Annotated in this window: 21 protein-coding genes, 2 pseudogenes and 1 riboswitch; of the genes and pseudogenes, 11 read left to right on the top strand and 12 right to left on the bottom strand. The window is 72.8% G+C overall.

Translation table 11 applies throughout. The annotated features are described in order from the left end of the window. Positions 1-122: 122 nt before the first annotated feature. The 6 genes and pseudogenes from AB0M27_RS15990 to AB0M27_RS16015 all read left to right on the top strand — a co-directional run bounded on the left by AB0M27_RS15990 (position 123) and on the right by AB0M27_RS16015 (position 6,308). A pseudogene (locus tag AB0M27_RS15990) lies at positions 123-793 on the top strand (TetR family transcriptional regulator). Positions 794-1,411: 618 nt separating this feature from the next. Beyond that, complete coding sequence (locus tag AB0M27_RS15995) at positions 1,412-2,404, top strand: DEDDh family exonuclease (protein WP_365722031.1); 993 nt, start codon at positions 1,412-1,414, stop codon at positions 2,402-2,404. Positions 2,405-2,564: 160 nt separating this feature from the next. Further along, positions 2,565-2,798 (top strand): hypothetical protein, encoded by a 234-nt coding sequence (locus AB0M27_RS16000; protein ID WP_061928587.1) that lies wholly within the window; start codon positions 2,565-2,567, stop codon positions 2,796-2,798. A 34-nt stretch (positions 2,799-2,832) separates the two neighbouring features. Further along, entirely contained in the window at positions 2,833-3,642 is an 810-nt protein-coding gene (locus tag AB0M27_RS16005; RefSeq protein ID WP_365722033.1) for an SURF1 family protein, read from the top strand. Positions 3,643-3,762: 120 nt separating this feature from the next. Next, positions 3,763-5,547 (top strand): annotated as a pseudogene (locus tag AB0M27_RS16010) (glycoside hydrolase family 15 protein). A 5-nt stretch (positions 5,548-5,552) separates the two neighbouring features. After that, positions 5,553-6,308, top strand: a complete 756-nt coding sequence (locus tag AB0M27_RS16015) for an SDR family oxidoreductase (RefSeq protein ID WP_365722035.1) — start codon at positions 5,553-5,555, stop codon at positions 6,306-6,308. Between the two features lie 16 nt (positions 6,309-6,324). Here AB0M27_RS16015 and amaP read toward each other — a convergent pair whose 3' ends face one another. Genes amaP through AB0M27_RS16040 form a run of 5 tightly spaced genes read right to left on the bottom strand, consistent with a single transcriptional unit; the run spans position 6,325 to position 8,600 of the window. Further along, on the bottom strand, positions 6,325-6,906 hold the full coding sequence (amaP, locus tag AB0M27_RS16020; protein ID WP_365722037.1) for an alkaline shock response membrane anchor protein AmaP: 582 nt from the start codon (positions 6,904-6,906) through the stop codon (positions 6,325-6,327). A 5-nt stretch (positions 6,907-6,911) separates the two neighbouring features. Further along, complete coding sequence (locus AB0M27_RS16025; protein WP_365722039.1) at positions 6,912-7,526, bottom strand: DUF6286 domain-containing protein; 615 nt, start codon at positions 7,524-7,526, stop codon at positions 6,912-6,914. Continuing rightward, entirely contained in the window at positions 7,526-7,882 is a 357-nt protein-coding gene (locus AB0M27_RS16030) for a hypothetical protein (RefSeq protein ID WP_365722041.1), read from the bottom strand. Before AB0M27_RS16030 ends, AB0M27_RS16025 begins: the two co-directional genes overlap by 1 nt. 6 nt (positions 7,883-7,888) lie before the next feature. Beyond that, positions 7,889-8,083, bottom strand: a complete 195-nt coding sequence (locus tag AB0M27_RS16035) for a hypothetical protein (protein ID WP_153535343.1) — start codon at positions 8,081-8,083, stop codon at positions 7,889-7,891. Between the two features lie 46 nt (positions 8,084-8,129). Next, positions 8,130-8,600 (bottom strand): Asp23/Gls24 family envelope stress response protein, encoded by a 471-nt coding sequence (locus AB0M27_RS16040; RefSeq protein ID WP_365722043.1) that lies wholly within the window; start codon positions 8,598-8,600, stop codon positions 8,130-8,132. Positions 8,601-8,697: 97 nt separating this feature from the next. On the opposite strand from AB0M27_RS16040, the gene AB0M27_RS16045 reads away from it, so the two are divergent. Continuing rightward, positions 8,698-9,432: a nucleopolyhedrovirus P10 family protein gene (locus AB0M27_RS16045; RefSeq protein ID WP_365722045.1), complete on the top strand. Its 735-nt coding sequence runs from the start codon at positions 8,698-8,700 to the stop codon at positions 9,430-9,432. A 36-nt stretch (positions 9,433-9,468) separates the two neighbouring features. Here AB0M27_RS16045 and AB0M27_RS16050 read toward each other — a convergent pair whose 3' ends face one another. From AB0M27_RS16050 to AB0M27_RS16065, 4 genes are all read right to left on the bottom strand, one after another. Further along, positions 9,469-10,272 (bottom strand): enoyl-CoA hydratase/isomerase family protein, encoded by an 804-nt coding sequence (locus tag AB0M27_RS16050; protein WP_365722047.1) that lies wholly within the window; start codon positions 10,270-10,272, stop codon positions 9,469-9,471. 161 nt (positions 10,273-10,433) lie between these two features. Continuing rightward, on the bottom strand, positions 10,434-10,655 hold the full coding sequence (locus tag AB0M27_RS16055) for a helix-turn-helix domain-containing protein (RefSeq protein ID WP_004002281.1): 222 nt from the start codon (positions 10,653-10,655) through the stop codon (positions 10,434-10,436). Between the two features lie 323 nt (positions 10,656-10,978). Then, positions 10,979-12,577, bottom strand: a complete 1,599-nt coding sequence (locus AB0M27_RS16060) for an ABC-F family ATP-binding cassette domain-containing protein (RefSeq protein WP_365722049.1) — start codon at positions 12,575-12,577, stop codon at positions 10,979-10,981. A gap of 120 nt (positions 12,578-12,697) precedes the next feature. Further along, entirely contained in the window at positions 12,698-13,519 is an 822-nt protein-coding gene (locus AB0M27_RS16065; protein ID WP_365722051.1) for a hypothetical protein, read from the bottom strand. Positions 13,520-13,867: 348 nt separating this feature from the next. On the opposite strand from AB0M27_RS16065, the gene AB0M27_RS16070 reads away from it, so the two are divergent. Beyond that, positions 13,868-14,281, top strand: coding sequence for a VOC family protein (locus tag AB0M27_RS16070; RefSeq protein WP_365722053.1), 414 nt, complete (start codon positions 13,868-13,870; stop codon positions 14,279-14,281). Between the two features lie 16 nt (positions 14,282-14,297). Here AB0M27_RS16070 and AB0M27_RS16075 read toward each other — a convergent pair whose 3' ends face one another. The 3 genes from AB0M27_RS16075 to AB0M27_RS16085 form a co-directional block, all read right to left on the bottom strand. Beyond that, the gene (locus AB0M27_RS16075; protein WP_365722055.1) at positions 14,298-15,863 is read right to left on the bottom strand and encodes a hypothetical protein; all 1,566 of its coding nucleotides are present in this window, start codon (positions 15,861-15,863) and stop codon (positions 14,298-14,300) included. Between the two features lie 226 nt (positions 15,864-16,089). Continuing rightward, the gene (locus AB0M27_RS16080; protein ID WP_365722057.1) at positions 16,090-17,217 is read right to left on the bottom strand and encodes an alpha/beta fold hydrolase; all 1,128 of its coding nucleotides are present in this window, start codon (positions 17,215-17,217) and stop codon (positions 16,090-16,092) included. A gap of 199 nt (positions 17,218-17,416) precedes the next feature. Further along, the gene (locus tag AB0M27_RS16085) at positions 17,417-18,079 is read right to left on the bottom strand and encodes a class II aldolase/adducin family protein (protein ID WP_365722059.1); all 663 of its coding nucleotides are present in this window, start codon (positions 18,077-18,079) and stop codon (positions 17,417-17,419) included. A gap of 188 nt (positions 18,080-18,267) precedes the next feature. Here AB0M27_RS16085 and AB0M27_RS16090 point away from each other — a divergent pair, with 188 nt between their 5' ends. The 3 genes from AB0M27_RS16090 to AB0M27_RS16100 all read left to right on the top strand — a co-directional run bounded on the left by AB0M27_RS16090 (position 18,268) and on the right by AB0M27_RS16100 (position 20,667). Further along, positions 18,268-19,023: a lysozyme gene (locus AB0M27_RS16090; protein WP_365722061.1), complete on the top strand. Its 756-nt coding sequence runs from the start codon at positions 18,268-18,270 to the stop codon at positions 19,021-19,023. A 143-nt stretch (positions 19,024-19,166) separates the two neighbouring features. Then, positions 19,167-20,405: an inorganic phosphate transporter gene (locus AB0M27_RS16095; RefSeq protein ID WP_365722063.1), complete on the top strand. Its 1,239-nt coding sequence runs from the start codon at positions 19,167-19,169 to the stop codon at positions 20,403-20,405. 34 nt (positions 20,406-20,439) lie between these two features. Beyond that, entirely contained in the window at positions 20,440-20,667 is a 228-nt protein-coding gene (locus AB0M27_RS16100; RefSeq protein ID WP_365722065.1) for a hypothetical protein, read from the top strand. A gap of 142 nt (positions 20,668-20,809) precedes the next feature. Continuing rightward, a riboswitch (cobalamin riboswitch) is annotated at positions 20,810-20,952 on the top strand.

The following is a 20,952-nucleotide window of genomic DNA, read 5'->3' on the forward strand; positions in this document are numbered from 1 at the left end:
CCGTACGCGTGCCATACGCCGTACCGCCCTTCGTCTGGCGGGTTGGAATTCCTGACGGCTCGTCACATGTAACTCGGTCACAGCAGACTTCGCGTGGGGTAAAGACGCGGCAGTGGACGGGAATTGGGAGGGGGCATGGCGAGCGGGCGAGGAGTGCGCTGACCCGGGAGGCGGTGCTGGACACCGCCGCCGGACTGGTGAAGCGGCACGGGCCGGACGCGCTCACCATGCGGGGCCGGCCGCGGAGCTGGGCACCGCGGTGACGTCGATCTACTGGCATGTCGGCGGGCGTGAGGCCCTGCTCGACGCCCTCGTGGAGCGGACCGTGGCCGAGCTCGGCGAGATCCGCCCCTCCGAGCGCACACCCGAGCAGCGCGTGGTCGGCGTCGTGCGCGCCCTGCGCCGGCAACTGCGCGACCACCGCGTCAGGTGGCCCTGGTGCACGAGCGGGAGCTGACCGAGCGGATGTTCCTGCCCGCCCAGCGGGTCCTGGTGCGCGAGGCGCACGCCGCCGGGCTGCGCGGGGCGCAGGAGGCCGAGTTCGTGCGGGCCATGCAGTTCCAGGTCGTCGGGCATGTGCTGGTGGAGCGCAACCGCGAGCGCGCCCTGGCGCAGCGTCCCGGCGAGCAGGAGCTGTGGAGCGCCGAGACCGCCGGGGGGCGACCCCGCGCCGGCGCGTGCGCCGGCCCTCCCGGTGGACACCGAGCGGCTGTTCGTGACGGTCGTACGAGCGCTGGTGCGGTCACCGTGGGCACCGGCCCTGCCCGCCGACCGGGCCGACTCGGGCGGCTGAGAGACAGGAACAAGCGCGCACGCGTGGCGGAGACTTCGAGCCGCCCATCGGCGTGCCGCCGCCGCGCGCGAGTCTCCGACGAACGCCAGCGCCCGCCGTACACGCACGAGGTCCGAGCGACTGGCGAGCCTACAGCCAAACGTGCTGCGGGCCTGCGGCCTGGCGGGCTCGCAACCGAGCGGGCCTGCGACCGGGCGGGCTGCGGCCAAACGCGCTGCCAGCCTGCAGCTGGGTCAGTTCGGGGGTAAACGCAGGGCGAGCCTGCACCTGCGCGGCCTTGCAGCCGGGCCAGTTCGCGGCCGAACGCGCTGCCGGCATGCGGCCCGGCGGCCAAACGGCGCCGCGAGCCTGCGGCCGGGGGCTCACAGCCAAGCGCGCTGCGGCCTGCGGCCGGGTGGGCCCGTGGCCAAGCGTGCTGTGCCCTGCGGCCGGGCGAGTTCACGGCCCGGGACCGCGGCACCCCTGAACCTGTGCCTTTCAGATGGCCGAGACTGCTGGGCGGGTGGACAGCGGGCAGCACACGTGCGTGCGACGGCCGAGCGGCTGGGCGGCAAACCGGCGGAGCCCCGGGCACCTGCGGGACCACGCTGTCAGTCGCGGCCCGTATCCTCAATGACCATGCTCGAAGACCGTGCGACCGCAGTGTCCTCCCCCAGTCAGTGGCCGGCCGCGTATCCGAAGGGATACGCGGTCGTTGACGTGGAGACCACCGGCCTGGCCCGGGACGACCGGATCATCTCGGCGGCCGTCTACCGGCTGGACGAGCGCGGCGAGGTCGAGGACCACTGGTACACGCTGGTCAACCCGGAGCGCGACCCGGGGCCGGTGTGGATACACGGTCTGACGAGCGAGGTACTCGAAGGGGCGCCGCTCTTCGCGGACATCGCCGAGGAGTTCGCGGCCCGGCTGGACGGCCGGGTGCTGGTCGCGCACAACGCCGTCTTCGACTGGCAGATGATCGCGCGGGAGTACGCGCGCGCGGAGCGCGAGGCGCCGGTGCGTCAGCGGATGTGCACCATCGCGCTGTCGAAGGAGCTGGGCCTGCCGCTGCCCAACTTCAAGCTGGAGTCGCTGGCGGCGCACTACGGCGTCGTACAGCAGCGGGCGCACCACGCGCTGGACGACGCGCGCGTGCTGGCGGAGGCGTTCCGGCCGAGCCTGCGGGCCGCGGCGGCGGGCGGCGTCCGGCTGCCGCTGCTGGAGTGCCGGCCGCTGACGGAGTGGTCGGACCGTCCGGTTCCCCGGCAGTCGTCCGGCGGATACGGGGGCTACGGCGGCTACCGGCCGAGCAGTTGGCGCCCCTCCCGTAAGAAGCCCGCATGCCCCTATCCCAACCCGGGTCGCTATGAAGACGGCAAACGCCTCAAACAGGGCATGCGGGTGGCGTTCTCGGGGGACACCTCCGTCGACCGCGAGCTGCTGGAGGACCGGGCCACCGAGGCCGGGCTGCACGTGGCGTCCGGCATCTCCCGGCTGACCAGCCTGCTGGTGACCAACGACCCCGACTCGGGCACGTCCAAGGTGGTCAAGGCGCGGCAGTTCGGTACGCCGATCGTCGACGAGGCCGCGTTCGGGCAGCTGCTGCGGGATGTCGAGCCGGCCGACGCGTGACGGCAGGGCGGCGCCTCGAAAGCCACCACCGAAAGCGCCACGAAAGGCCTCACCGAAAGGCGCCACCGAACCGGCGGTCATCGTGCGAACGGGTGGTTGCCGGACGACTCACCCGGCGGCCGCTCGCCCGCGCGGACGGTGACGGCTCACCCTGTGGCGCATGGCGAAATGCGAAGTTTGCGGCAACGACTACGGAATGACCTTCGAGGTCCACGCCCAGGGCGCGGTGCACGTCTTCGACTGCTTCTCCTGTGCGATCCACCGGATGGCCCCCATCTGCGAGCACTGCCGGGTGCAGATCATCGGCCAGGGCGTGGAGGCCGACGGCAAGTTCTACTGCGGGGCGCACTGCGCCCGCGCCGAGGGAAAGGTGGGGATCGTCGACCGGGTGTGACCCGGTACCCGCCTGAATGCACCCCACGGCCCGGATGTACCGTCGTGGGGTGCACCGCTACCGCTTCCTGTTGTCCCGTCAGTGGGTGATCCTCAGCATCGTCGCGATCGCGCTGATCCCGACGATGATCAGGCTGGGCTTCTGGCAGCAGCACCGGTACGAGGAGCGCACCGCCCGGAACAACCTGGTCTCCTCGGCCCTGCACGCCAAGCCGGTCCCGGTCGAGCGGCTGACCTCGCCCGGGCACACCGTGACCCGCACCGAGAAGTACCGCACGGTCACCGCGACCGGCACCTTCGACACCGCCAGGGAGGTCGTGGTCCGGCGCCGGACCAACTCCGACGGCGAGGTCGGCTTCCACGTGCTCACCCCCCTCGTCCTCACGGACGGCAGGGTCCTCCTCGTCAACCGCGGCTGGATCCCCGCGAACGGCGCCCAGACCGCCTTCCCGGAGATCCCCGCCCCGCCGTCCGGCCGGACCACCGTCACCGGGCGGCTGATGGCCGACGAGACGACCGCGGCGAGCGGCATCAAGAACGTCAAGGGCCTCCCCGACCGGCAGATCATGCTGATCAACAGCACGGAGGAGGCGCACCGGCTCGGCGCGCGGGTGCTCGGCGGCTATGTCGAGCAGACGGCGCCCACGCCCAAGGGCGGCCCGGAGCAGATCTCCGACCCCGGCAGCGAGGACGCCCCGCTGAACTACGCTTACATGATCCAGTGGTGGCTGTTCGCCGCGGGCGTCCCGGTCGGCTGGTGGTTCCTGGTCCGGCGCGAGATCAGCGACCGCGAGGAGGCCGCGGCGCAGACGAAGCCTGAGGAGAGCGCACCGGCCACGGTGTGACCGGGACCGGGCAGAACGGGGTGACCGGGACCGGGTGCCAAGGAGAGCGCCGAGGGGAAACCTTCACTCCCCCGGCGCACCACCTGATTGGCCCTCTGGCCCGCCGGGAAACCGGATCCCGTGAACGCGCGCATCGAGGACTACGCACTCATCGGTGACGAGCAGACCGCCGCGCTGGTCGGGAAGAACGGCTCGATCGACTGGCTGTGCCTGCCCCGCTTCGACTCCGGCGCCTGCTTCGCCCGGCTGCTGGGCGACGAGGACCACGGTTACTGGCGGATCGCCCCCGAGGGAGCGGACACCTGCGCGCGCCGCGGCTACCGGCCCGACACCCTCGTCCTCGACACCGAGTGGGAGACCCCGGACGGCACGGTCCGCGTCACCGACCTGATGCCGCAGCGCGACCTCGCCCCCGACGTCGTACGCATCGTCGAAGGCGTCAGCGGCCGGGTCACCGTCCGCAGCACCCTCCGGCTGCGCTTCGACTACGGCTCGATCACGCCGTGGGTGCGCCGCGCGAACGGGCACCGGGTGGCCGTCGCGGGCCCGGACTCGGTCTGGCTGCGCTCCGAGCCCGCCGTGCGCACCTGGGGCGCGGACTTCGGCACCCATTCCGAGTTCACCGTCACCGAGGGCGAGCGCGTCGCGTTCGTGCTCACCTGGCACCCCTCGCACGAGCGGCGCCCGCCGCTCAACGACCCCTTCGAGGGCCTGGAGTGCAGCGTCACCGACTGGCAGGGCTGGGCCCGGCAGTGCTGTTATGAGGGCCCCTACCGGGACGTGGTCGTCCGCTCCCTGATCACCCTCAAGGCCCTCACCTACATCCCGACCGGCGGGATCGTCGCCGCGGCGACCACCTCGCTGCCGGAGAAGCCGGGCGGCGTGCGCAACTGGGACTACCGGTACTGCTGGCTGCGCGACTCCACCCTCACCCTCGGCGCGCTGCTCAACGCCGGCTACCAGGAGGAGGCCTCGGCCTGGCGCGACTGGCTGCTGCGCGCGGTCGCGGGCGACCCGGCCGACCTGCAGATCATGTACGGCGTCGCGGGCGAGCGGCGGCTGCCGGAGATGGAGCTGTCCTGGCTGCCCGGCTTCGCCGACTCCGCCCCCGTACGCGTCGGAAACGGCGCCGTCGAGCAGCTCCAGCTCGACGTGTACGGCGAGGTGATGGACTCGCTCGCCCTGGCCCGCAGCTCGGGCCTGTCCCCGCGGCCGCACATGTGGGCGATGCAGCGCGCCCTGATGCGGTTCCTGGAGTCGGCGTGGCGGCAGCCGGACGAGGGCCTGTGGGAGGTGCGCGGCGGGCGGCAGCAGTTCGTGCACTCCAAGGTGATGGTGTGGGTGGCCGCCGACCGTGCCGTGAAGACGCTGGAGCAGTACGAGGACCTCGAGGGCGACCTGGAGGGCTGGCGCAGATTCCGCGACGAGGTCCACCAGGAGGTGTGCGAGAAGGGCTACGACCCCGAGCGCAACACCTTCACCCAGTACTACGGCTCCCGCGAACTGGACGCGGCGCTGCTGCTCATCCCGCGCGTCGGCTTCCTGCCGCCGGACGACCCGCGGGTGGTCGGCACGGTGGACGCGATCCGCGACGACCTCGGGCACGGCGGCTTCCTGCGCCGGTACGACACCGAGGACTCGGTGGTCGACGGGCTGCCGAGCGGCGAGGGCGCCTTCCTGGCCTGCTCGTTCTGACTGGCCGACGCCCTGCATCTGACCGGCCGGAAGGACGAGGCGCGGGAGCTGTTCGACCGGCTGGTGGGCCTGGTCAACGACGTGGGGCTGCTGGCCGAGGAGTACGACGCCGTCAACGGCTGCCAGCTGGGCAACTTCCCGCAGGCCTTCAGCCACATCGCGCTGGTGAACACCGCCCTCACGCTGTTCGGGGACGACCAGGCAGGATAGGGACCATGGATCTTGGACTGAAGGACCGGGTGTACGTCGTCACCGGGGCGACCCGCGGACTCGGCAACGCCGCCGCGCGGGAACTCGTCGCCGACCGGGCGAAGGTCGTGATCACCGGCCGGGACGGGAAGCGGGTGGCCGACGCCGCCGCCGAACTGGGCCCGAACGCGGTGGGCGTGAGCATGGACAACGCCGACCCCGAGGCGCCGGAGCGGCTGATCGCGGCCGCGCGTGAGCACTTCGGCGGCTTCCACGGCGTGCTGGTGAGCGTGGGCGGGCCGGCGCCGGGGTTCGTCGCGGACAACACCGACGAGCAGTGGCGCGACGCCTTCGAGTCGGTGTTCCTCGGTGCGGTGCGGCTCGCCCGCGCGGCGGCGGCCGAGCTGGAGCCGGGCGGGGTGATCGGGTTCGTGCTGTCCGCGTCGGTGTACGAGCCGATTCCGGGGCTGACCATCTCCAACGGGCTGCGGCCCGGGCTCGCCGGCTTCGCCAAGTCCCTCGCGGACGAGCTGGGGCCGCGCGGGATCCGGGTGCTGGGGCTGCTGCCGTCGCGCATCGACACCGACCGCGTGCGCGAGCTGGACGCGTTGTCGGCCGATCCCGAGGCCACCCGGGCTGCGAACGAGGCTCGGATTCCGTTGCGGAGGTATGGGACTCCGGCGGAGTTCGGAAAGGTCGCGGCGTTCCTGCTCTCTCCGGCCGCGTCTTATCTCAGTGGGGTCATGCTGCCGGTGGACGGGGGGATGCGGCACGGGTTCTAGGGTGCGGCCCCGCCCGTCAAGTGACCCTCTCCGCACGGTGTTTGACCGCCCGCAGGCGTACCTCCGCCGGAAGCGAAGGCAGGCGAGCCGACTGGCGGGCGTGGGTCAGGGCCTCGGCCGTGAACTCGGTCAGGGCCGTGACCGGGTCCACGTGCGGCTCCAGTTGGAGCCACACCCTTGCCGTGGGCGTCGTACGGCGGCCCCGCAGGAGGACCTCCGCGTGCGCCACGCCCTCCTGCCGTACGGCGTCCTGGGCCAGGGCCGATTCCATGGCCCTGGCGCGCAGGAGGGCGGACTCGTCGTCGCCGGTGTCGATCAGGATCTCGGCCAGCCGGCGGCGGCGCAGGACCGACGTGAGCCACCACAGGGCGAGGAGGACGACGACGGCGAGGGCGGCGATGACCGTCGGCCACCACCAGCCGGTGCCGCGCCAGTGGGTGCGTTCTGCCTTGGTCAGCAGGACGTCGTGCGGGCCGGTGTGGATCCACCAGGAGGGTGGCGGCGCACCCAGGCCGACGGCGAGCACCGCGCCGCCGAGCGCGAGCAGGAGCAGGCCGAGGAGGGCCAGCAGGACGCGGTTGAGGCCGCCGGTGCGCATCGTCCTCACCCCTTCCGTCCGGGCCGCGACACTTGCAGCGACAGCGTGGGCGGGCGGCTCAGGCCGAGGCCCCGGATCGCGTCCGTGAGCACGGTGTCCAGGTCGGCGCGTACCTCGTCCAGGTCACGGAAGTGGGACACGGCACGGACATCGGCCTTCTTGTGCCGCATCCGCACCCGGACCGACCGGACCCCGGACACGTCGATGGCCCGGTCGCGGAGCAGGAGCGCCGCGGCCTCGCGCCGGAGCGCGGCGCGGACATCGGGGTGCGGGCGCCGCATGGACAGCAGTCCGCGCAGGCCGGGCGTGAGCGCGAGGACGATCAGCCACAGGCCGAGCGCGACGGCGACGGCCGCGCCGGTCAGCACCCAGACGTCGTCCAGGGGCCGTTCGGCCAGTTGCCGGGCGAGCGCGCGGCGCCAGTGCATCGCCGGGTGGTGGGCGCGTACGGCGGCGATGTCGTACAGCAGCAGGCCCGCGCCGGCCAGCAGCACAAGCGCGACGACGGCGGCCGGGACGCGGCGCGGCGACCAGAAGCGGCCGCTGCCCCCGGCGGGGGCGGGCGGGGTGGTGCCGGGCTCCTTGTCGAGGGTGGGGGTGGTCGACTGTGGTTCGCTCATCACGCCCTCCCGTGCGGTGCCGGGTGCAGCCGTTCGACCTGGACGGCGACCTCGGGCACCTCCATGTCCACCAACGCGCCTACCCGCTCGGTGACATGGCGACGCACGGCGGCGCAGTGGGCGCCGATGTCGCAGGGGTAGCCGAGTTCGAGGTGGACGCGGACGCGGGCCGCCCGCTGGCTGACGACGACCGTGGCGTGCGGGACGGCCGCGTCGGCGGGCGGCGACGGCAGCGCCTCCCGGGCGGCCTGCGCGGCGATCTTCGCCACGACCCGGTCGGCGATCCGGGTGGCGCCGCGCTCGCCCGGCGGCACGAGGGCCGACGGGAGGCGCGCCGCGCCGGTCTCGGCACTCACCTCCGGTCACCGCCGCCGGTCGCGCCGGTCGCCGCGGGTGCGGAAGAAGTCACCGAGTTCGAGGTCGCCCTCCGCGAACCGGCCGACGACGAACCCGATCGCGCCCAGTGCCGCCACCAGCAGAAAGGCGGCGAAGCCGCCGAAGTACCCGGCGAAGCCCAGCGCCATTCCGGCGATCATGCCGACCACGGCCATGCTCATGGAGCGCTCCTCAGCTCATCGGGTGTGCGGGGTCGGGGACCGGGTCTCACTGGATCCGGGGCTCCGGTTCCTCTTCCTCTTCCTCGGGCAGCTTGACGTCGCTCACCGCGATGTTGACCTCGACCACCTCGAGTCCGGTCATGCGTTCCACGGCGGCGATCACGTTCTCCCGCACGACGCGGGCGACATCGCCGATCGAGACGCCGTAGTCCACGACGATCTCCAGGTCGAGCGCGGTCTGCACCTCGCCGACCTCGGCCTTCACGCCCCGGGTGACCGACTTGGAGCCGCCGGGCACCCGGTCGCGTACGGCGCCGAGGGTGCGGGCCAGACCGCTGCCCAGGGCATGGACGCCGACCACGTCCCGGGCCGCGAGAGCGGCGATCTTCTCCACGACGCCGTCGGCGATGGTCGTCCGTCCACGGGCCGCGGGATCGCCGCCGCCGCGCCGGGTCGTCCTACGGGTCGAAACCTGTGGCTCCTGGTCGCCCTCGGGGGTCGTCGTCATGTCGGTCATCGCCGTACATCCCTTTCGGTCGTCCCCTTCGATCGTCCACTGCCCACCGTATGCAAGGTTCCCCGACCGCGCGCCGCTGATACGGCAGGCTGGAGGAATGACGGCGGAGCGGTGGACACAGATGGTGCGGCGCCAGGTGGGGCTGGGCAGGCTGCTGCCGCTCGGCGGGCCGGGCGACGGCGCCTGGATCGCGGAGGGCGCGGCCGCGGCGGTACTGGAGCGCGCGGCGGCGGAGGGGATGCCCGGGGTGCGACTCGGCGCGGTGCGGCTCGCGCTCGCCGCTCCGGAGGAGGCCCAGGGGCCTGTCGTACCGGCTCCGCCGAGCGCGCTGCCGCCGGGTCCGCTGCGGCTGACGGCGGACTTCGCCGCGACGGCCGGCGAGCCGCTGCCGACGGTGGCGTCCGGGCTACGGCGGACACTGGCGACGGCCGCGACGGAGCGGCTCGGGCTCGTGGTGACGGAGGTGGACCTGCGGGTCACCGACCTGCTGGACACGCTGGAGCCGGCCGCGGAGGTGCGTGCACCGCAGCCGGTGTCCGCGCGGGAGCCCACGGACCCGGACGAGGCCCGGGTGGCCGCGGCCGCACTGTCCGTCCCCGGGGTGACCGGGCTGACGGGCTCCCTCGGCGGTCTGGGCCGGGCGGTCCATCTGGAAGAGCGCACCGCTGGTACGGCGCTGCCGTGCCGGCACGCGCGCGTGGAGCTGGCAACCAGCGCGGACCGCCGAGCCATTGACGTGGCTCGGCAGGTCCGCATGGCCGTACGGGATGCGCTGGAGGACCGCCCGACGGTGGCGGTGTTGATTACGGCGGTCGGTGGCGCCGCCCTTTAGGGGCCCGCACCGTCCGAACGACCGCCGCTCCCACGGTTACTCGCCGAGGCCGGCCAGATCCCGAAGCCGGCGTGCCTGAGCGGCACGCTCGGCGGCACGCTGGGCCTCGTAGTCACGGCCCGGCGCCCCGCGCAGCAACGCCTTGGTCTCAGTGACGGCGTCCCGCGGCGCGGCCAGCAGCGCAGCCGCCAAGTCCCGCACGGCCTCGTCCAGTTGGTCGCCGGGCACGGCGACGTTGGCCAGCCCGGACGCCACCGACTCCGCCGCGCCGACGAACCGTCCGGTCGCGCAGATCTCCAGGGCGCGGGCGTACCCGACGAGGCCGACCAGCGGGTGCGTGCCGGTCAGGTCGGGGACGAGACCGAGGCTGGTCTCGCGCATGGCGAACTGCACGTCGTCCGCGACGACCCGCAGATCGCACGCGAGCGCGAGCTGGAACCCGGCCCCGATGGCGTGCCCTTGGACAGCGGCGATGGACACGATGTCGTTCCGCCGCCACCAGGTGAACGCCTCCTGGAACTCGGCGATGCTCGCGTCGAGCCCGGCGTCGTCACGGCGTGCGAGTTCGATGAAGGTCGGCTCGCCCGGGATCCCCTCCGGGGTGAACATCTGCCGGTCCAGCCCGGCGGAGAAGGACCTGCCCTCGCCGCGCAGCACGACGACACGAACGGAGCCCGGCAGCAGTCGGCCGGCCTCGGCGAGTGCGCGCCACAGGGCGGGGCTCTGCGCGTTGCGCTTGGCCGGGTTGGCCAGCGTCACCGTGGCGAGCGCGTCGTCGACGGTGAGCCGTACGCCGTCCTTGTCGAGTACAGGAGCGAGGTCCTGGTCGGGCGAAGCCATGGGGCGCCTCCGATGGGTGCGGTCATCCGGGCATGCCTACGGCATGCTTAAGTGACTGCACAGTAACCACCCGGCTGATCTGGGGTCCCCCCGGGCCCCTCAAGGGCCCAGGGGGGAGGCCGACCGGGTGACCACCATCGAAGCCGATGGGCCGCCCGGCGTCAGGACGATGCGGCCTTCTTGCCCCGGGTCGCTCCGCCACGCCCACGAAGCGTGACGCCCGACTCACTGAGCATCCGGTGTACGAAGCCATACGAGCGGCCGGTCTCCTCGGCCAGCGCCCGGATGCTCGCACCGGAGTCGTACTTCTTCTTCAGGTCTGCCGCGAGCTTGTCGCGCGCGGCGCCGGTCACCCGGCTGCCCTTCTTCAGAGTCTCGGCCACCCGTGCCTCCTCATGGGAAGTGCGCTCTGGTCTCCTCATGATCACCCCTCTTGGGCCTGATGGCCACCCATTCGGCAAGGTCCGTGAGACATCGTTGTGACGACAGGAGTGGACCCCCACAAGCGGAATCAAGGATTCCATGGGGTGGTGTCGAGGGGGCCGAACGGGTGGATTCGCGAAGTGCCAGGTCAGGGACGCGAGACGGCCGATCCCTTGGTACGCAAGGGATCGGCCGGGAAATCCGTGTACGACACACCTCGATACGAGGAGATCTCACACAGATGATGGATCACGGATGAGCCGAATGATCCATACGCAGTGGATCACGCCAGGGCGACGAGGTCCGCGTAGTCGGAACCCCACAGGTCCTCGACGCCGTCCGGCAGCAGGATGATCCGCTCCGGCTGGAGTGCCTCGACGGCGCCCTCGTCGTGCGTGACGAGGACGACCGCGCCCTTGTAGGTGCGCAGAGCGCCGAGGATCTCCTCGCGGCTGGCGGGGTCGAGGTTGTTGGTCGGCTCGTCGAGCAGGAGCACGTTCGCCGAGGAGACGACCAGGGTCGCCAGGGCGAGACGGGTCTTCTCACCGCCGGAGAGGACGCCGGCCGGCTTGTCGACGTCGTCGCCGGAGAAGAGGAACGAGCCCAGCACCTTGCGGACCTCGACCAGGTCCATGTCGGGGGCGGCCGAGCGCATGTTCTCCAGGACCGTGCGGTCCGGGTCGAGGGTCTCGTGCTCCTGGGCGTAGTAGCCGAGCTTGAGGCCGTGCCCGGGGACGACCTGGCCGGTGTCGGGCTTCTCGACCCCGCCGAGCAGGCGCAGCAGGGTCGTCTTGCCGGCGCCGTTGAGGCCGAGGATGACGACTCGGGAGCCCTTGTCGATGGCCAGGTCGACGTCGGTGAAGATCTCCAGGGAGCCGTACGACTTCGACAGGCCCTCGGCCATCAGCGGGGTCTTGCCGCAGGGCGCGGGCTCCGGGAAGCGGAGCTTGGCGACCTTGTCGGACATCCGGACCTCTTCGAGGCCGGAGAGCAGCTTCTCGGCCCGGCGGGCCATGTTCTGCGCGGCGACCGTCTTGGTGGCCTTGGCGCGCATCTTGTCGGCCTGCGCGTTGAGGGCGGCGGCCTTCTTCTCGGCGTTGGCCCGCTCCCGCTTGCGGCGCTTCTCGTCGGCCTCGCGCTGCTGCTGGTAGAGCTTCCAGCCCATGTTGTAGACGTCGATCGTGGACCGGTTGGCGTCCAGGTAGAACACCTTGTTGACCACGGTGTCGACGAGATCGACGTCGTGGGAGATCACGATGAAGCCGCCGCGGTAGGTCTTCAGGTAGTCCCGCAGCCAGATGATCGAGTCCGCGTCGAGGTGGTTGGTCGGCTCGTCGAGGAGCAGGGTGTCCGCGTCCGAGAACAGGATCCGGGCCAGCTCGATACGGCGGCGCTGACCGCCGGAGAGGGTGTGCAGCGGCTGGCCGAGAACGCGGTCGGGCAGGTTCAGCGCGGCGGCGATGGTGGCGGCCTCGGCCTCGGCGGCGTACCCGCCCTTGGTGAGGAACTCGGTCTCCTGGCGCTCGTACTGCTTGAGGGCCTTCTCGCGGGTGCCGCCCTTGCCGTTGGCGATGCGCTCCTCGTTCTCGCGCATCTTGCGGATCAGTACGTCGAGGCCGCGCGCGGAGAGGATGCGGTCGCGGGCGAGGACGTCCAGGTCGCCGGTACGGGGGTCCTGCGGGAGGTAGCCGACCTCGCCGGAGCGGGTGATCTGGCCGGAGGCCGGGATGCCCTCGCCAGCCAGGCACTTCGTGAGGGTGGTCTTGCCGGCGCCGTTGCGGCCGACGAGGCCGATGCGGTCGCCCTTGGCGACACGGAAGGTGGCGTTCTCGATGAGGACGCGCGCACCGGCGCGCAGCTCGATACCGGAGGCGGAGATCAAGGACAGACTCCAGGGCGTACAGGGATTTGGCGGGTGGGCGGCTGAGGACGTTCCCGCCGTCTAATGCGCGAGGAGAATGGCCATGGGAAGAAGTCTAACGGGGTCATGCAAGCTGTTTTTCTACGTCCGCGCGTTCGGTCCGTGCCGGGCGGATCGGTGCGGAAGATCGTTGCCGAGGGGCGTGCGGCCCGGGACGATCCGCCCGAGGTCGTCCAGGGCCACGAGCTGCCCGGTCCAGGCACCCTGCGCGCACGGCCGGGCGATCAGCAGGGCCGTGCCGCGCCGTACGGCGCCCTCGGGCCGGAACGCACAGCTCTGGCCGGCGGGCAGCACCCAGCGCAGGTCGCCGTCGGCGATGCGGTACGCGGTGACGCGCTGGGGGGTGACGACCGCGAGGATGCCGTGGCCGAGGAGTCGCAGCACGCCGGTGCCGCCCTGCGCGGGGAGCCACTCGGCCCAGTCGGGCAGGGCCCGGTGCCAGCGCACCGAGCGCCCGTCGGTGTCGGCCAGGAGCCCGTCCTCCCACAGCGCGATCACTTCCACGCGCGTGGTCAGCACGGCGAGAGGCCGATGCCCCACGCGCGCGTACCGCCAGCGCAGCGCGCCGGTACGGGTGTCGTAGGCGGCCACGTCGGCGCCCCGCGCGCGGAGGGTCCACGTTCCGGCTCCCGGCTGCGATTGCCAGGGCGCGGGGCGGACGAGACGGTCCTCGTAGGGGGTGGGGCGCAGGTGGTGGGCGACACCGAGAAGACAGAGCGCGAGCACGAGGGCGACCGCTCGGCGGACGCGTGCGGGAGCGATCACCGGCGGCGTGCCGGACGCCGGCGCCCGGTCGCGGGGACCGACGGCACCGCTGTCGGGGCCGAGGCCGGTGCCGCCGCTGTCGAGGCCGCACGCCGTCGCAGACGCGGGCGGCGGGGCGACGGCGGGCGTCGGCGGCACGTGCTCACGGCGGGACTCCGCCGAACGCGCAGGCACGGCAGGCGTCGGCCCGAGAGACCCGCGGCCGGCACGGGGTGGTCGTGTCCCGTGCGGTGGAACGGCCACCTTTCCCCCTTCGCTGTCCACGGCCCTGGATCAGAGGGCGAGCGTAGTGAGGGCGGGCGGCCGGGGACGGACGCCGGGCGGGCCGGGGGCGGGAAGTCGCCCGTTCGGGGGCCCGTCAGGGGGTGAGGCCGGCGGGGCGGTCCGACGGCTGAAGCAGTGCGACGCGTTCCGCTGAGGCCTGTCAGTGGCGGCTGCAAGACTGAACGAGGCGCCACGGAACCGACGCACGAAGGAGTGATCGGCATGGCAGGCATGGGCGGCGGACGGCCGAGCCTCTACCCCACGCTGCTGTACGCGGACGCGAAGGCGGCGATCAAGCAGCTCACGGAGGCCCTCGGCTTCACCGAGCTGTCGGTGTACGAGACGGAGGACGGCAAGGTGATGCACGCGGAGCTGGTCCAGGGCAACGGCGCGGTGATGATCGGCTCCAAGGGCCGCGGCGGCCTCTTCGACACGGCGATGAAGGACGCCGGGCCCGCCGGGGTGTACGTCGTCGTGGACGACGTGGACGCCCACCACCAACGGGCCCTGGAGCACGGCGTGGAGATCCTGTTGCCCCCGACGGACCAGGACTACGGCTCGCGGGACTACATGGCCCGGGACACCGAGGGCAACATCTGGAGCTTCGGGACGTACGCCCCCGAGATCGGCGCCTGAGCGGCCCCCGCGCCGCTCATCCTCCGGTGTGCACGTGGAAGGCGGCCCGGCGTACGGCCTTGGCCAGGGCCGGGTCGGGGTGCGCGGCGGCGAGCGCCACCAGGACCTGCACGGTGCGCGGGTGCCCGACGGCGCGGACCTCGTCGAGCAGCTGGGGGACGGTGGGCTGCACCGCGGACTCCAGATGCCGGACCAGCATCGGCGACTCGCCGTGGTCGGCGACGGCGGCGGCCGTGTCCACCCACAGCCAGGTCGCCTCCTCGCGGGTGAGCACCTCGTGGGCGTCCTCCGGGTCGATCCCGTCGTGCTCGGCGAGCCACAGCAGGGCGTAGGGCCGCAGGGCAGGCTCGTCCACGACGGCGCGTACGTCGGGCTCGGCGGGGGCGCCGACGACGCGCAGCGCCTCGAAGGCCAGGCCGCGCAGCAGCGCGTCCTCGCCGCGCGCGGCGTGGATCAGCTCGGTGACGGCATCGCCGACGGTGCGGGCGGCGAGCCAGGCTCGGTATTCGGCGCGGGCGGCGTTGGGGCGGAGCTGGGCGCAGCCGCGGAGCATGTCCTCGGCGGACTGCTCGATGTTGCCGGCCGGGCTCTGCGCGGCCACGCAGATCTGCTCCAGCTTGACCCAGACCGCCCAGCTGCCCAGCGGCGTGAGGGTGGCCTGGCCGTCACCGTAGGTCAGCGCGCCGACCGAGGCGAGGGCCCGCAGCGCCCAGTCGAGGAGGGGTTCGAGCGGGGTGTCGCCGGTGGGCGCGGCGTCTTCCGGTACGACGGCCGTGAGTTCCGCCGGGCTCGCGAAGTCGGCCGCCGGGCGCGCGGGTCCCGGCTCGGACGGCCGCCGCGCCCCCGGCAGGGCCGGCTGTGCGGACCCCGGCTCGGACGGCTGCCGGGCCGCCGGCACGGTCGGCCGCGCGGGCCCGGGCTCGGCGGGCTGCCCGGCGCCGGGCTCGTAGGGGACCTCGCAGCGCTCGGTGCGCAGTTCGGTGACCCGCTGCTGGAGCAGGTCGAGCAGCTGCTCGACCGGGACCGGCCCGGCGGACAGCTGGAGGAAGGAGAGCACCTGGGGCATGGCCGAGACGACCTCGGCGACGGCGGCCGGCTCGTGCTCCTCGGGTTCCGGGGAGGAGAGCGACCATGCGTCGAAGAGGGCGACCCAGCCGCGCAGTACGGCGCTGTCGTCGCGGTCCCAGGCGCGCAGCCGCCAGCCGGGGCGCGCGCTGTCGCCGTGCACCTCGACGAGTCCGGCGAGGCGGGCGGTGTCCCAGTCGGTCCGGATCTGAGCGACGCTCAGGCCCAGATCGGCGGCGGCGCGTCGGGCGGTGGCGTCGGAGAGGGTGGCCTTGCCGTCGGCGGTGGCGCCGTCGCTGCCGGGGCCGAGTGCGGCGTCGGCCCAGCGGGCGACCCGCACGGGGCCGGCCAGCCCGGTGCGGGCCATTCCGGCCAGTTCCGCGGGGGCCGGGGTGCCCTCCGGAGGCCGGGGTGCGGGGCGGCGCGGGCGCCGCTGGTTCACAGCTCTGGGGGCGGCGGCCAGGGGTCGCGGTCGGACGAGTCGGAGCCTGGAGTCGCGCGGGATACGGGACGTCACGAGTGCAGTCTTCCGGTTGACGGTCCGAAAACCCAAACGGAATGTCACGGCGGGCGACGGGGCTGGCCAAGGCACGGGGTTCGGGGCGGGGCGAGGAGTGGTGATCAGGCCACTCGTACGGCCTTAAACGGAATGCCCGGCACCGGGCCTCCCGGCGCCTGCCGGAGGGTCGGGAGCGTCCTCGTAACCCATGGGGTGGCGTCCCCGTACCAGCGGGCCGGCGTGCTCATACCAGCGGGGTCAGGAAGCGGCGCAGCCGCTCCTCGTACTCCTTCGGGTCGGCGTTCCACATCGCCGCGTGCGGGGCCTGCGGGACGGTGTGCAGGGCGACCAGATCCGGGCGGCGGCGGGCGAGCCGGCGGGAGAACTCCCAGGGGGCCACCTGGTCGTCGGGCCCGTGGAAGATCAGGGTCGGCACGGTGAGCACGGCGGGGTCGGTGATCTCGGGGACCCGGTCGGCGTACAGGCCGGTCCGGCCCTGCGCGGCGCGCACGGCGAGCGGCAGCAGGGGCTGCGGGGTGCGGCGGGCCCGGGCGAGGGCGCGCAGCGTGGCCTCCCAGCTGAGCACCGGCGAGTCGAGGACCAGTCCGGCGATGTGCTCGCGCACCGCGGAGCGCTCGGCGGCACGCAGCGCCATGGTGGCGCCGGTGGACCAGCCGAGCAGGACGACCCGGCGGGCGCCGTAGCGGACGGCGTAGCGGATCGCCGCGTCCAGGTCGCGCCACTCGGTCTCGCCGAGGTGGTTCAGTCCGTCCGGGGGGCGCGGGGCGCCGAGGTCGCCGCGGTAGGCGAGGGCGAGGACCGGCACCCGGCGGGCGTGCAGGGGGGCCATGAGGTTCATGGCCTGTTCCCGGGTGGTGCCGAGGCCGTGCACGGCGATCACCCAGGTGTCCCGGGCGCCGGGTACGAACCAGGCGGGCAGTTCACCGAGTTCGCCGGGGACGTCGATGTCGGCGTGGTCGAGGCCGAGGGCGGTGCCGGGGTTGCCGACGTACAGGTTCGGGGTGAGCCACACCGCGTCGCCGGAGGCGAGGGTGCCGTGAGTGACGCGTTCCAGGCGGCGTACGACGGTGTCGGCCGCGTGCCGGGCCGCCTCCAGGACGGGGCCGACGACCGCGTGGGAGCCGTCGCCGGCGAGGCCGTAGGTGCCGGGGCGCAGCGAGGCAAGATCGCGGGTGAGGGTGATCTGGCCGGCGACGGTGCCGTGCACGGTGAGCCGGGGTTCGGTGGGCAGGGGGCGGCCCGCGGGCGCCTTCAGCGCGGCGTCGCTGGCGATCCGGCCGGCGGCGACGGATGCCGCGCCGGCCACGAGGACCGCGGTCAGTGCGGTGGCGGTCGCTTTGACTGGGCGCACGGGTCCAGTGTCGTGGGGGTTGGGCCTACCGGCCAGTGGAAGGGCGGGGCGGTGAGGAGCGCGGGGGTGCGGTCGGTTCGGCGCCGCCGGCCACGTGCGCGGTGGCCGAGCGCCGCTGCGGCGGACACGAGGGACCGGCATGGAAAGGTGAGCGAGGCGGTCGAGGAAGCGCCGGAGCGAGGGATGGGGCAGCACGGTGTCACCTCCGTTGGCCGTACCCCCTCAAACGTTCCCCGACCTCCGCCAGTTGTGCCTCCGTCAGCAGGGACGGGGTCGGGCCCGGTACCGAGGACGCCATCAGCCACAGACGGCACATCCACTCCAGCTGGGCGGTGCGGTCGTAGGCCTGGTCGAGGGTGGTGCCGTAGGTGATCGTGCCGTGGTTCTGCAGGAGGCAGCCGGAGCGGTCGGTCAGGGCGCGGAGCATGTTCTCGGCGAGCTCGTCGGTGCCGTAGGTGGCGTAGGGGGCGACCCGGACGGGGCCGCCGAGGGCTGCCGCCATGTAGTGGACCGGCGGGAGCTCCGGGACGAGCGTGGAGACCGCCGTCGCGTGCACGGCGTGGGTGTGGACGACCGCGCGGGCGTCGGTGGTGCGGTAGACGGCGAGGTGCATGGGCAGCTCGCTGGTCGGCACCAGCGTGCCGAGAACCTGGCGGCCGCCGAGGTCGACGCCAGTGATGTCGTCCGGGGTGAGCCGGTCGTACGGCACACCGGACGGGGTGACGAGCACCAGGTCGCCGATGCGCGCGGAGACGTTCCCGGAGGTGCCGACCACCAGCCCGTCGGCCACGGTCCGCCGCGCCGTCGCGACCAGTTCCGCCCAGATCCGTTCGTGTTCCGCGTCCCGCCGCTGTCCAGCCATGCCGTGATCCTGCCAGCCGCGCCCACGGAAGGGGGATGGACGGTCGCTTCCGACCGGAAGCGCACAGCGCCGAATGAGCGAAAACATGACGAACCGCCGTAAAGAGGCGATGATTCGCTGATCACCGGGCCTTCAATGGTCTCTCTTGCCCGCCGGACGGTCTTCCGTCCGCCGACCCGGGGAGACACATGGTCCGCGAACGCACCCTTCTCCGTCACCGCGCCGGTGCCCTCGTGGCGACCACGGCGGCGCTCGCCCTCGCGGCCACCGCGTCCGCGGCCGCCGGACCTCCGACGCTGGTCACGGGCCCGCTCCGGGGCCACGACGTCTCGTCCCACCAGGAGCACGTCGACTGGGCGGCCGCCAGGCCCATGGGCGCGCGGTTCGTCTACGTCAAGGCGACCGAGTCCACGGACTACCTCAACCCCTACTTCTCCCAGCAGTACGACGGCGCCCGTGCGGCGGGCCTGTACCGGGGCGCGTACCACTTCGCACGGCCGGACAAGTCCTCCGGCGCCGAGCAGGCCGCGTACTTCGTACAGCACGGCGGCGACTGGGTCGCGGACGGCAGGACCCTGCCGCCCGCGCTCGACATCGAGGACAACCCGTACAGCAAGAAGCACAAGTGCTACGGGGTGGGCAGGACGCGGATGGTCCGTTGGATCCGGTCCTTCAGCGACGAGATCAAGCAGGAGACCGGACGCCGCCCGGTGATCTACACGACGACCCAGTGGTGGCGGCTCTGCACCGGCAACAGCCGTGCGTTCGCCAAGAGCCACGCCCTGTGGATCGCCCGGCACGGCACCTCGCGGCCGGGGACGCTGCCGGGCGGGTGGCGGTACTGGACGATCTGGCAGTTCGACACCGACGGCCGGCTGCCGGGTGACCAGAATCTCTTCAACGGCTCCACGAGCCGGCTGCGGACCTTCGCGCGGGGTCGGTAGCCAAGGGGTGCCTGGGCCGCCCGAGCCGATCGGAACCTCAACCCCCCTCTTAGGACATCCCTACGCCTGTCGCAGTTCACCTTCTGTTCACTCAGGTTGCCTACGGTCATCCAGCCAATGACCTCGAACGATTGCCTGGGTAAATGGAAAGCTTCTCGCTGATCCTCGCGATAGTGGTGATAACCGCTCTCGCGTTCGATTTCACGAACGGTTTCCACGACACCGCCAACGCGATGGCCACGACCATCTCGACAGGCGCCCTGAAGCCCAAGATCGCGGTGGTCATGTCCGCCGCCCTCAATCTGGTGGGCGCCTTCCTCTCCGTGGAGGTCGCCAACACGATCTCCAAGGGTCTCGTCGACGAGAGCGGCATCCGTCCCGAGGTCATCTTCGCCGCCCTGGTCGGCGCGATCCTCTGGAACCTGCTGACGTGGCTGGTGGGCCTGCCCTCCAGTTCCTCGCACGCCCTGATGGGCGGTCTGATCGGCGCCACCATCGCCTCCGCCGGCTTCGGCGCCGTGCACGGTGACGTCCTGGTCACCAAGGTGCTGCTCCCCGCGGTCGCCGCGCCGATCGTGGCGGGCGTCGCCTCGATGCTGGCCACCCGGTTCTCCTACGGCATCGGCGGCAAGGCCGAGGGCGAGGCCACCCGCAAGGGCTACCGCGCCGGCCAGATCGCCTCCGCCGGCCTGGTCTCCCTCGCCCACGGCACCAACGACGCCCAGAAGACGATGGGCATCATCACCCTCGCGCTGATCACGGGCGGCGCCATCGCCCCGGGCTCGAACCCTCCCACCTGGGTCATCCTCTCCGCCGGCCTGGCCATCGCACTCGGCACCTACATCGGCGGCTGGCGGATCATCCGCACCATGGGCAAGGGCCTGACCGACCTGGAGCCGCGCCAGGGCTTCGCCGCCCAGACCAGCGCCGCGACCGCCATCCTGGCCTCCTCCCACCTGGGCTTCTCCCTCTCCACCACGCATGTCGTCTCCGGCTCGGTGATGGGCGCGGGCCTCGGCCGCAAGGGCGGGGTGGTCCGCTGGTCCACCGCGACCCGCATGGCCGTCGCCTGGGTGCTCACCCTCCCGGCCGCCGCGCTGGTCGGCGCGGGCGCCGAGTCCGTCACGGACCTCGGTGACTGGGGCACCGCCGCGGTCGCCGTCTTCCTCGTCGCCGCGAGCGCCGCGATCTGGAAGGTCTCCCGCCGCGAGGTCGTCGACCACACCAACGTCGTCGACGCGCCCGAGGAGCCGGCCGGCGTGGTGACCACCGCCATCGCCGCGGTGACCCCGCCCCCGGCGGGCACGATCACCGAGGACCTGACGGCCACGATCCCCTCCCCGGCCACCACCGAGGCCGCGCCGCCGGCCGCCACCGTCTGACCCCGGCCACACCGGTAACCAAGGAAGCAACCCCATGAAGATCGACTGGTCGGCCCTCGGCTCCGTCTTCGGCGTCAGCCTCGTGTTCACGGTGGGCCTGGTGGCCCTGTTCACCCTCGGCGTCAACGGTCTGGCGCGGCGCGAGAAGGCCGCGGCCCAGGGCAGCTCAGCCACCCTCGCCGTCACCGGCGCCTACCTCTGCTTCGCCGCCTGCGCGGCCGCGGTGTCGTACGGCATCTACCTGATCGTCTCCAAGTCCTGACCGAGCAGCACCGATCGGGCCATCCGAAGGCTCCCCGCCGTCCGTGACGGAGGGGAGCCTTCGCCATGCCCACGGGTCACGGGCGCCCCACGATGTGGGGATCGGCACACTCTCCCCGCGCAGGTCAACGGCAAGTTGACGGCCGTTCCGGGCGCGTGGTGGACTGCCCAGGCCATGTACGGCGGCAGGAGAGGAAGCCGGTGCGAATCCGGCGCGGTCCCGCCACTGTCACCGGGGAAGAACCCCCGGGAGCCAGGAACTCTCACCGCCGAATCTCGTCGAACC

The organism is Streptomyces sp. NPDC052107 (genome assembly GCF_040680215.1).
Taxonomy (GTDB): Bacteria; Actinomycetota; Actinomycetes; order Streptomycetales; family Streptomycetaceae; genus Streptomyces.

Excerpts from the sequence above, each read along its gene's own strand:
- AB0M27_RS16050 (WP_365722047.1), bottom strand. The coding sequence starts at position 10,272 with ATGGCTTCGCCCGACCAGGACCTCGCTCCTGTACTCGACAAGGACGGC.
- AB0M27_RS16025 (WP_365722039.1), bottom strand. The coding sequence starts at position 7,526 with ATGAGCGAACCACAGTCGACCACCCCCACCCTCGACAAGGAGCCCGGC.
- AB0M27_RS15995 (WP_365722031.1), top strand. The coding sequence starts at position 1,412 with ATGCTCGAAGACCGTGCGACCGCAGTGTCCTCCCCCAGTCAGTGGCCG.
- AB0M27_RS16070 (WP_365722053.1), top strand. The coding sequence starts at position 13,868 with ATGGCAGGCATGGGCGGCGGACGGCCGAGCCTCTACCCCACGCTGCTG.
- AB0M27_RS16015 (WP_365722035.1), top strand. The coding sequence starts at position 5,553 with ATGGATCTTGGACTGAAGGACCGGGTGTACGTCGTCACCGGGGCGACC.
- AB0M27_RS16045 (WP_365722045.1), top strand. The coding sequence starts at position 8,698 with ATGACGGCGGAGCGGTGGACACAGATGGTGCGGCGCCAGGTGGGGCTG.
- AB0M27_RS16090 (WP_365722061.1), top strand. The coding sequence starts at position 18,268 with ATGGTCCGCGAACGCACCCTTCTCCGTCACCGCGCCGGTGCCCTCGTG.
- AB0M27_RS16000 (WP_061928587.1), top strand. The coding sequence starts at position 2,565 with ATGGCGAAATGCGAAGTTTGCGGCAACGACTACGGAATGACCTTCGAG.
- AB0M27_RS16040 (WP_365722043.1), bottom strand. The coding sequence starts at position 8,600 with ATGACCGACATGACGACGACCCCCGAGGGCGACCAGGAGCCACAGGTT.
- AB0M27_RS16095 (WP_365722063.1), top strand. The coding sequence starts at position 19,167 with ATGGAAAGCTTCTCGCTGATCCTCGCGATAGTGGTGATAACCGCTCTC.
- AB0M27_RS16035 (WP_153535343.1), bottom strand. The coding sequence starts at position 8,083 with ATGAGCATGGCCGTGGTCGGCATGATCGCCGGAATGGCGCTGGGCTTC.
- AB0M27_RS16100 (WP_365722065.1), top strand. The coding sequence starts at position 20,440 with ATGAAGATCGACTGGTCGGCCCTCGGCTCCGTCTTCGGCGTCAGCCTC.
- AB0M27_RS16085 (WP_365722059.1), bottom strand. The coding sequence starts at position 18,079 with ATGGCTGGACAGCGGCGGGACGCGGAACACGAACGGATCTGGGCGGAA.
- amaP (WP_365722037.1), bottom strand. The coding sequence starts at position 6,906 with ATGCGCACCGGCGGCCTCAACCGCGTCCTGCTGGCCCTCCTCGGCCTG.
- AB0M27_RS16005 (WP_365722033.1), top strand. The coding sequence starts at position 2,833 with ATGTACCGTCGTGGGGTGCACCGCTACCGCTTCCTGTTGTCCCGTCAG.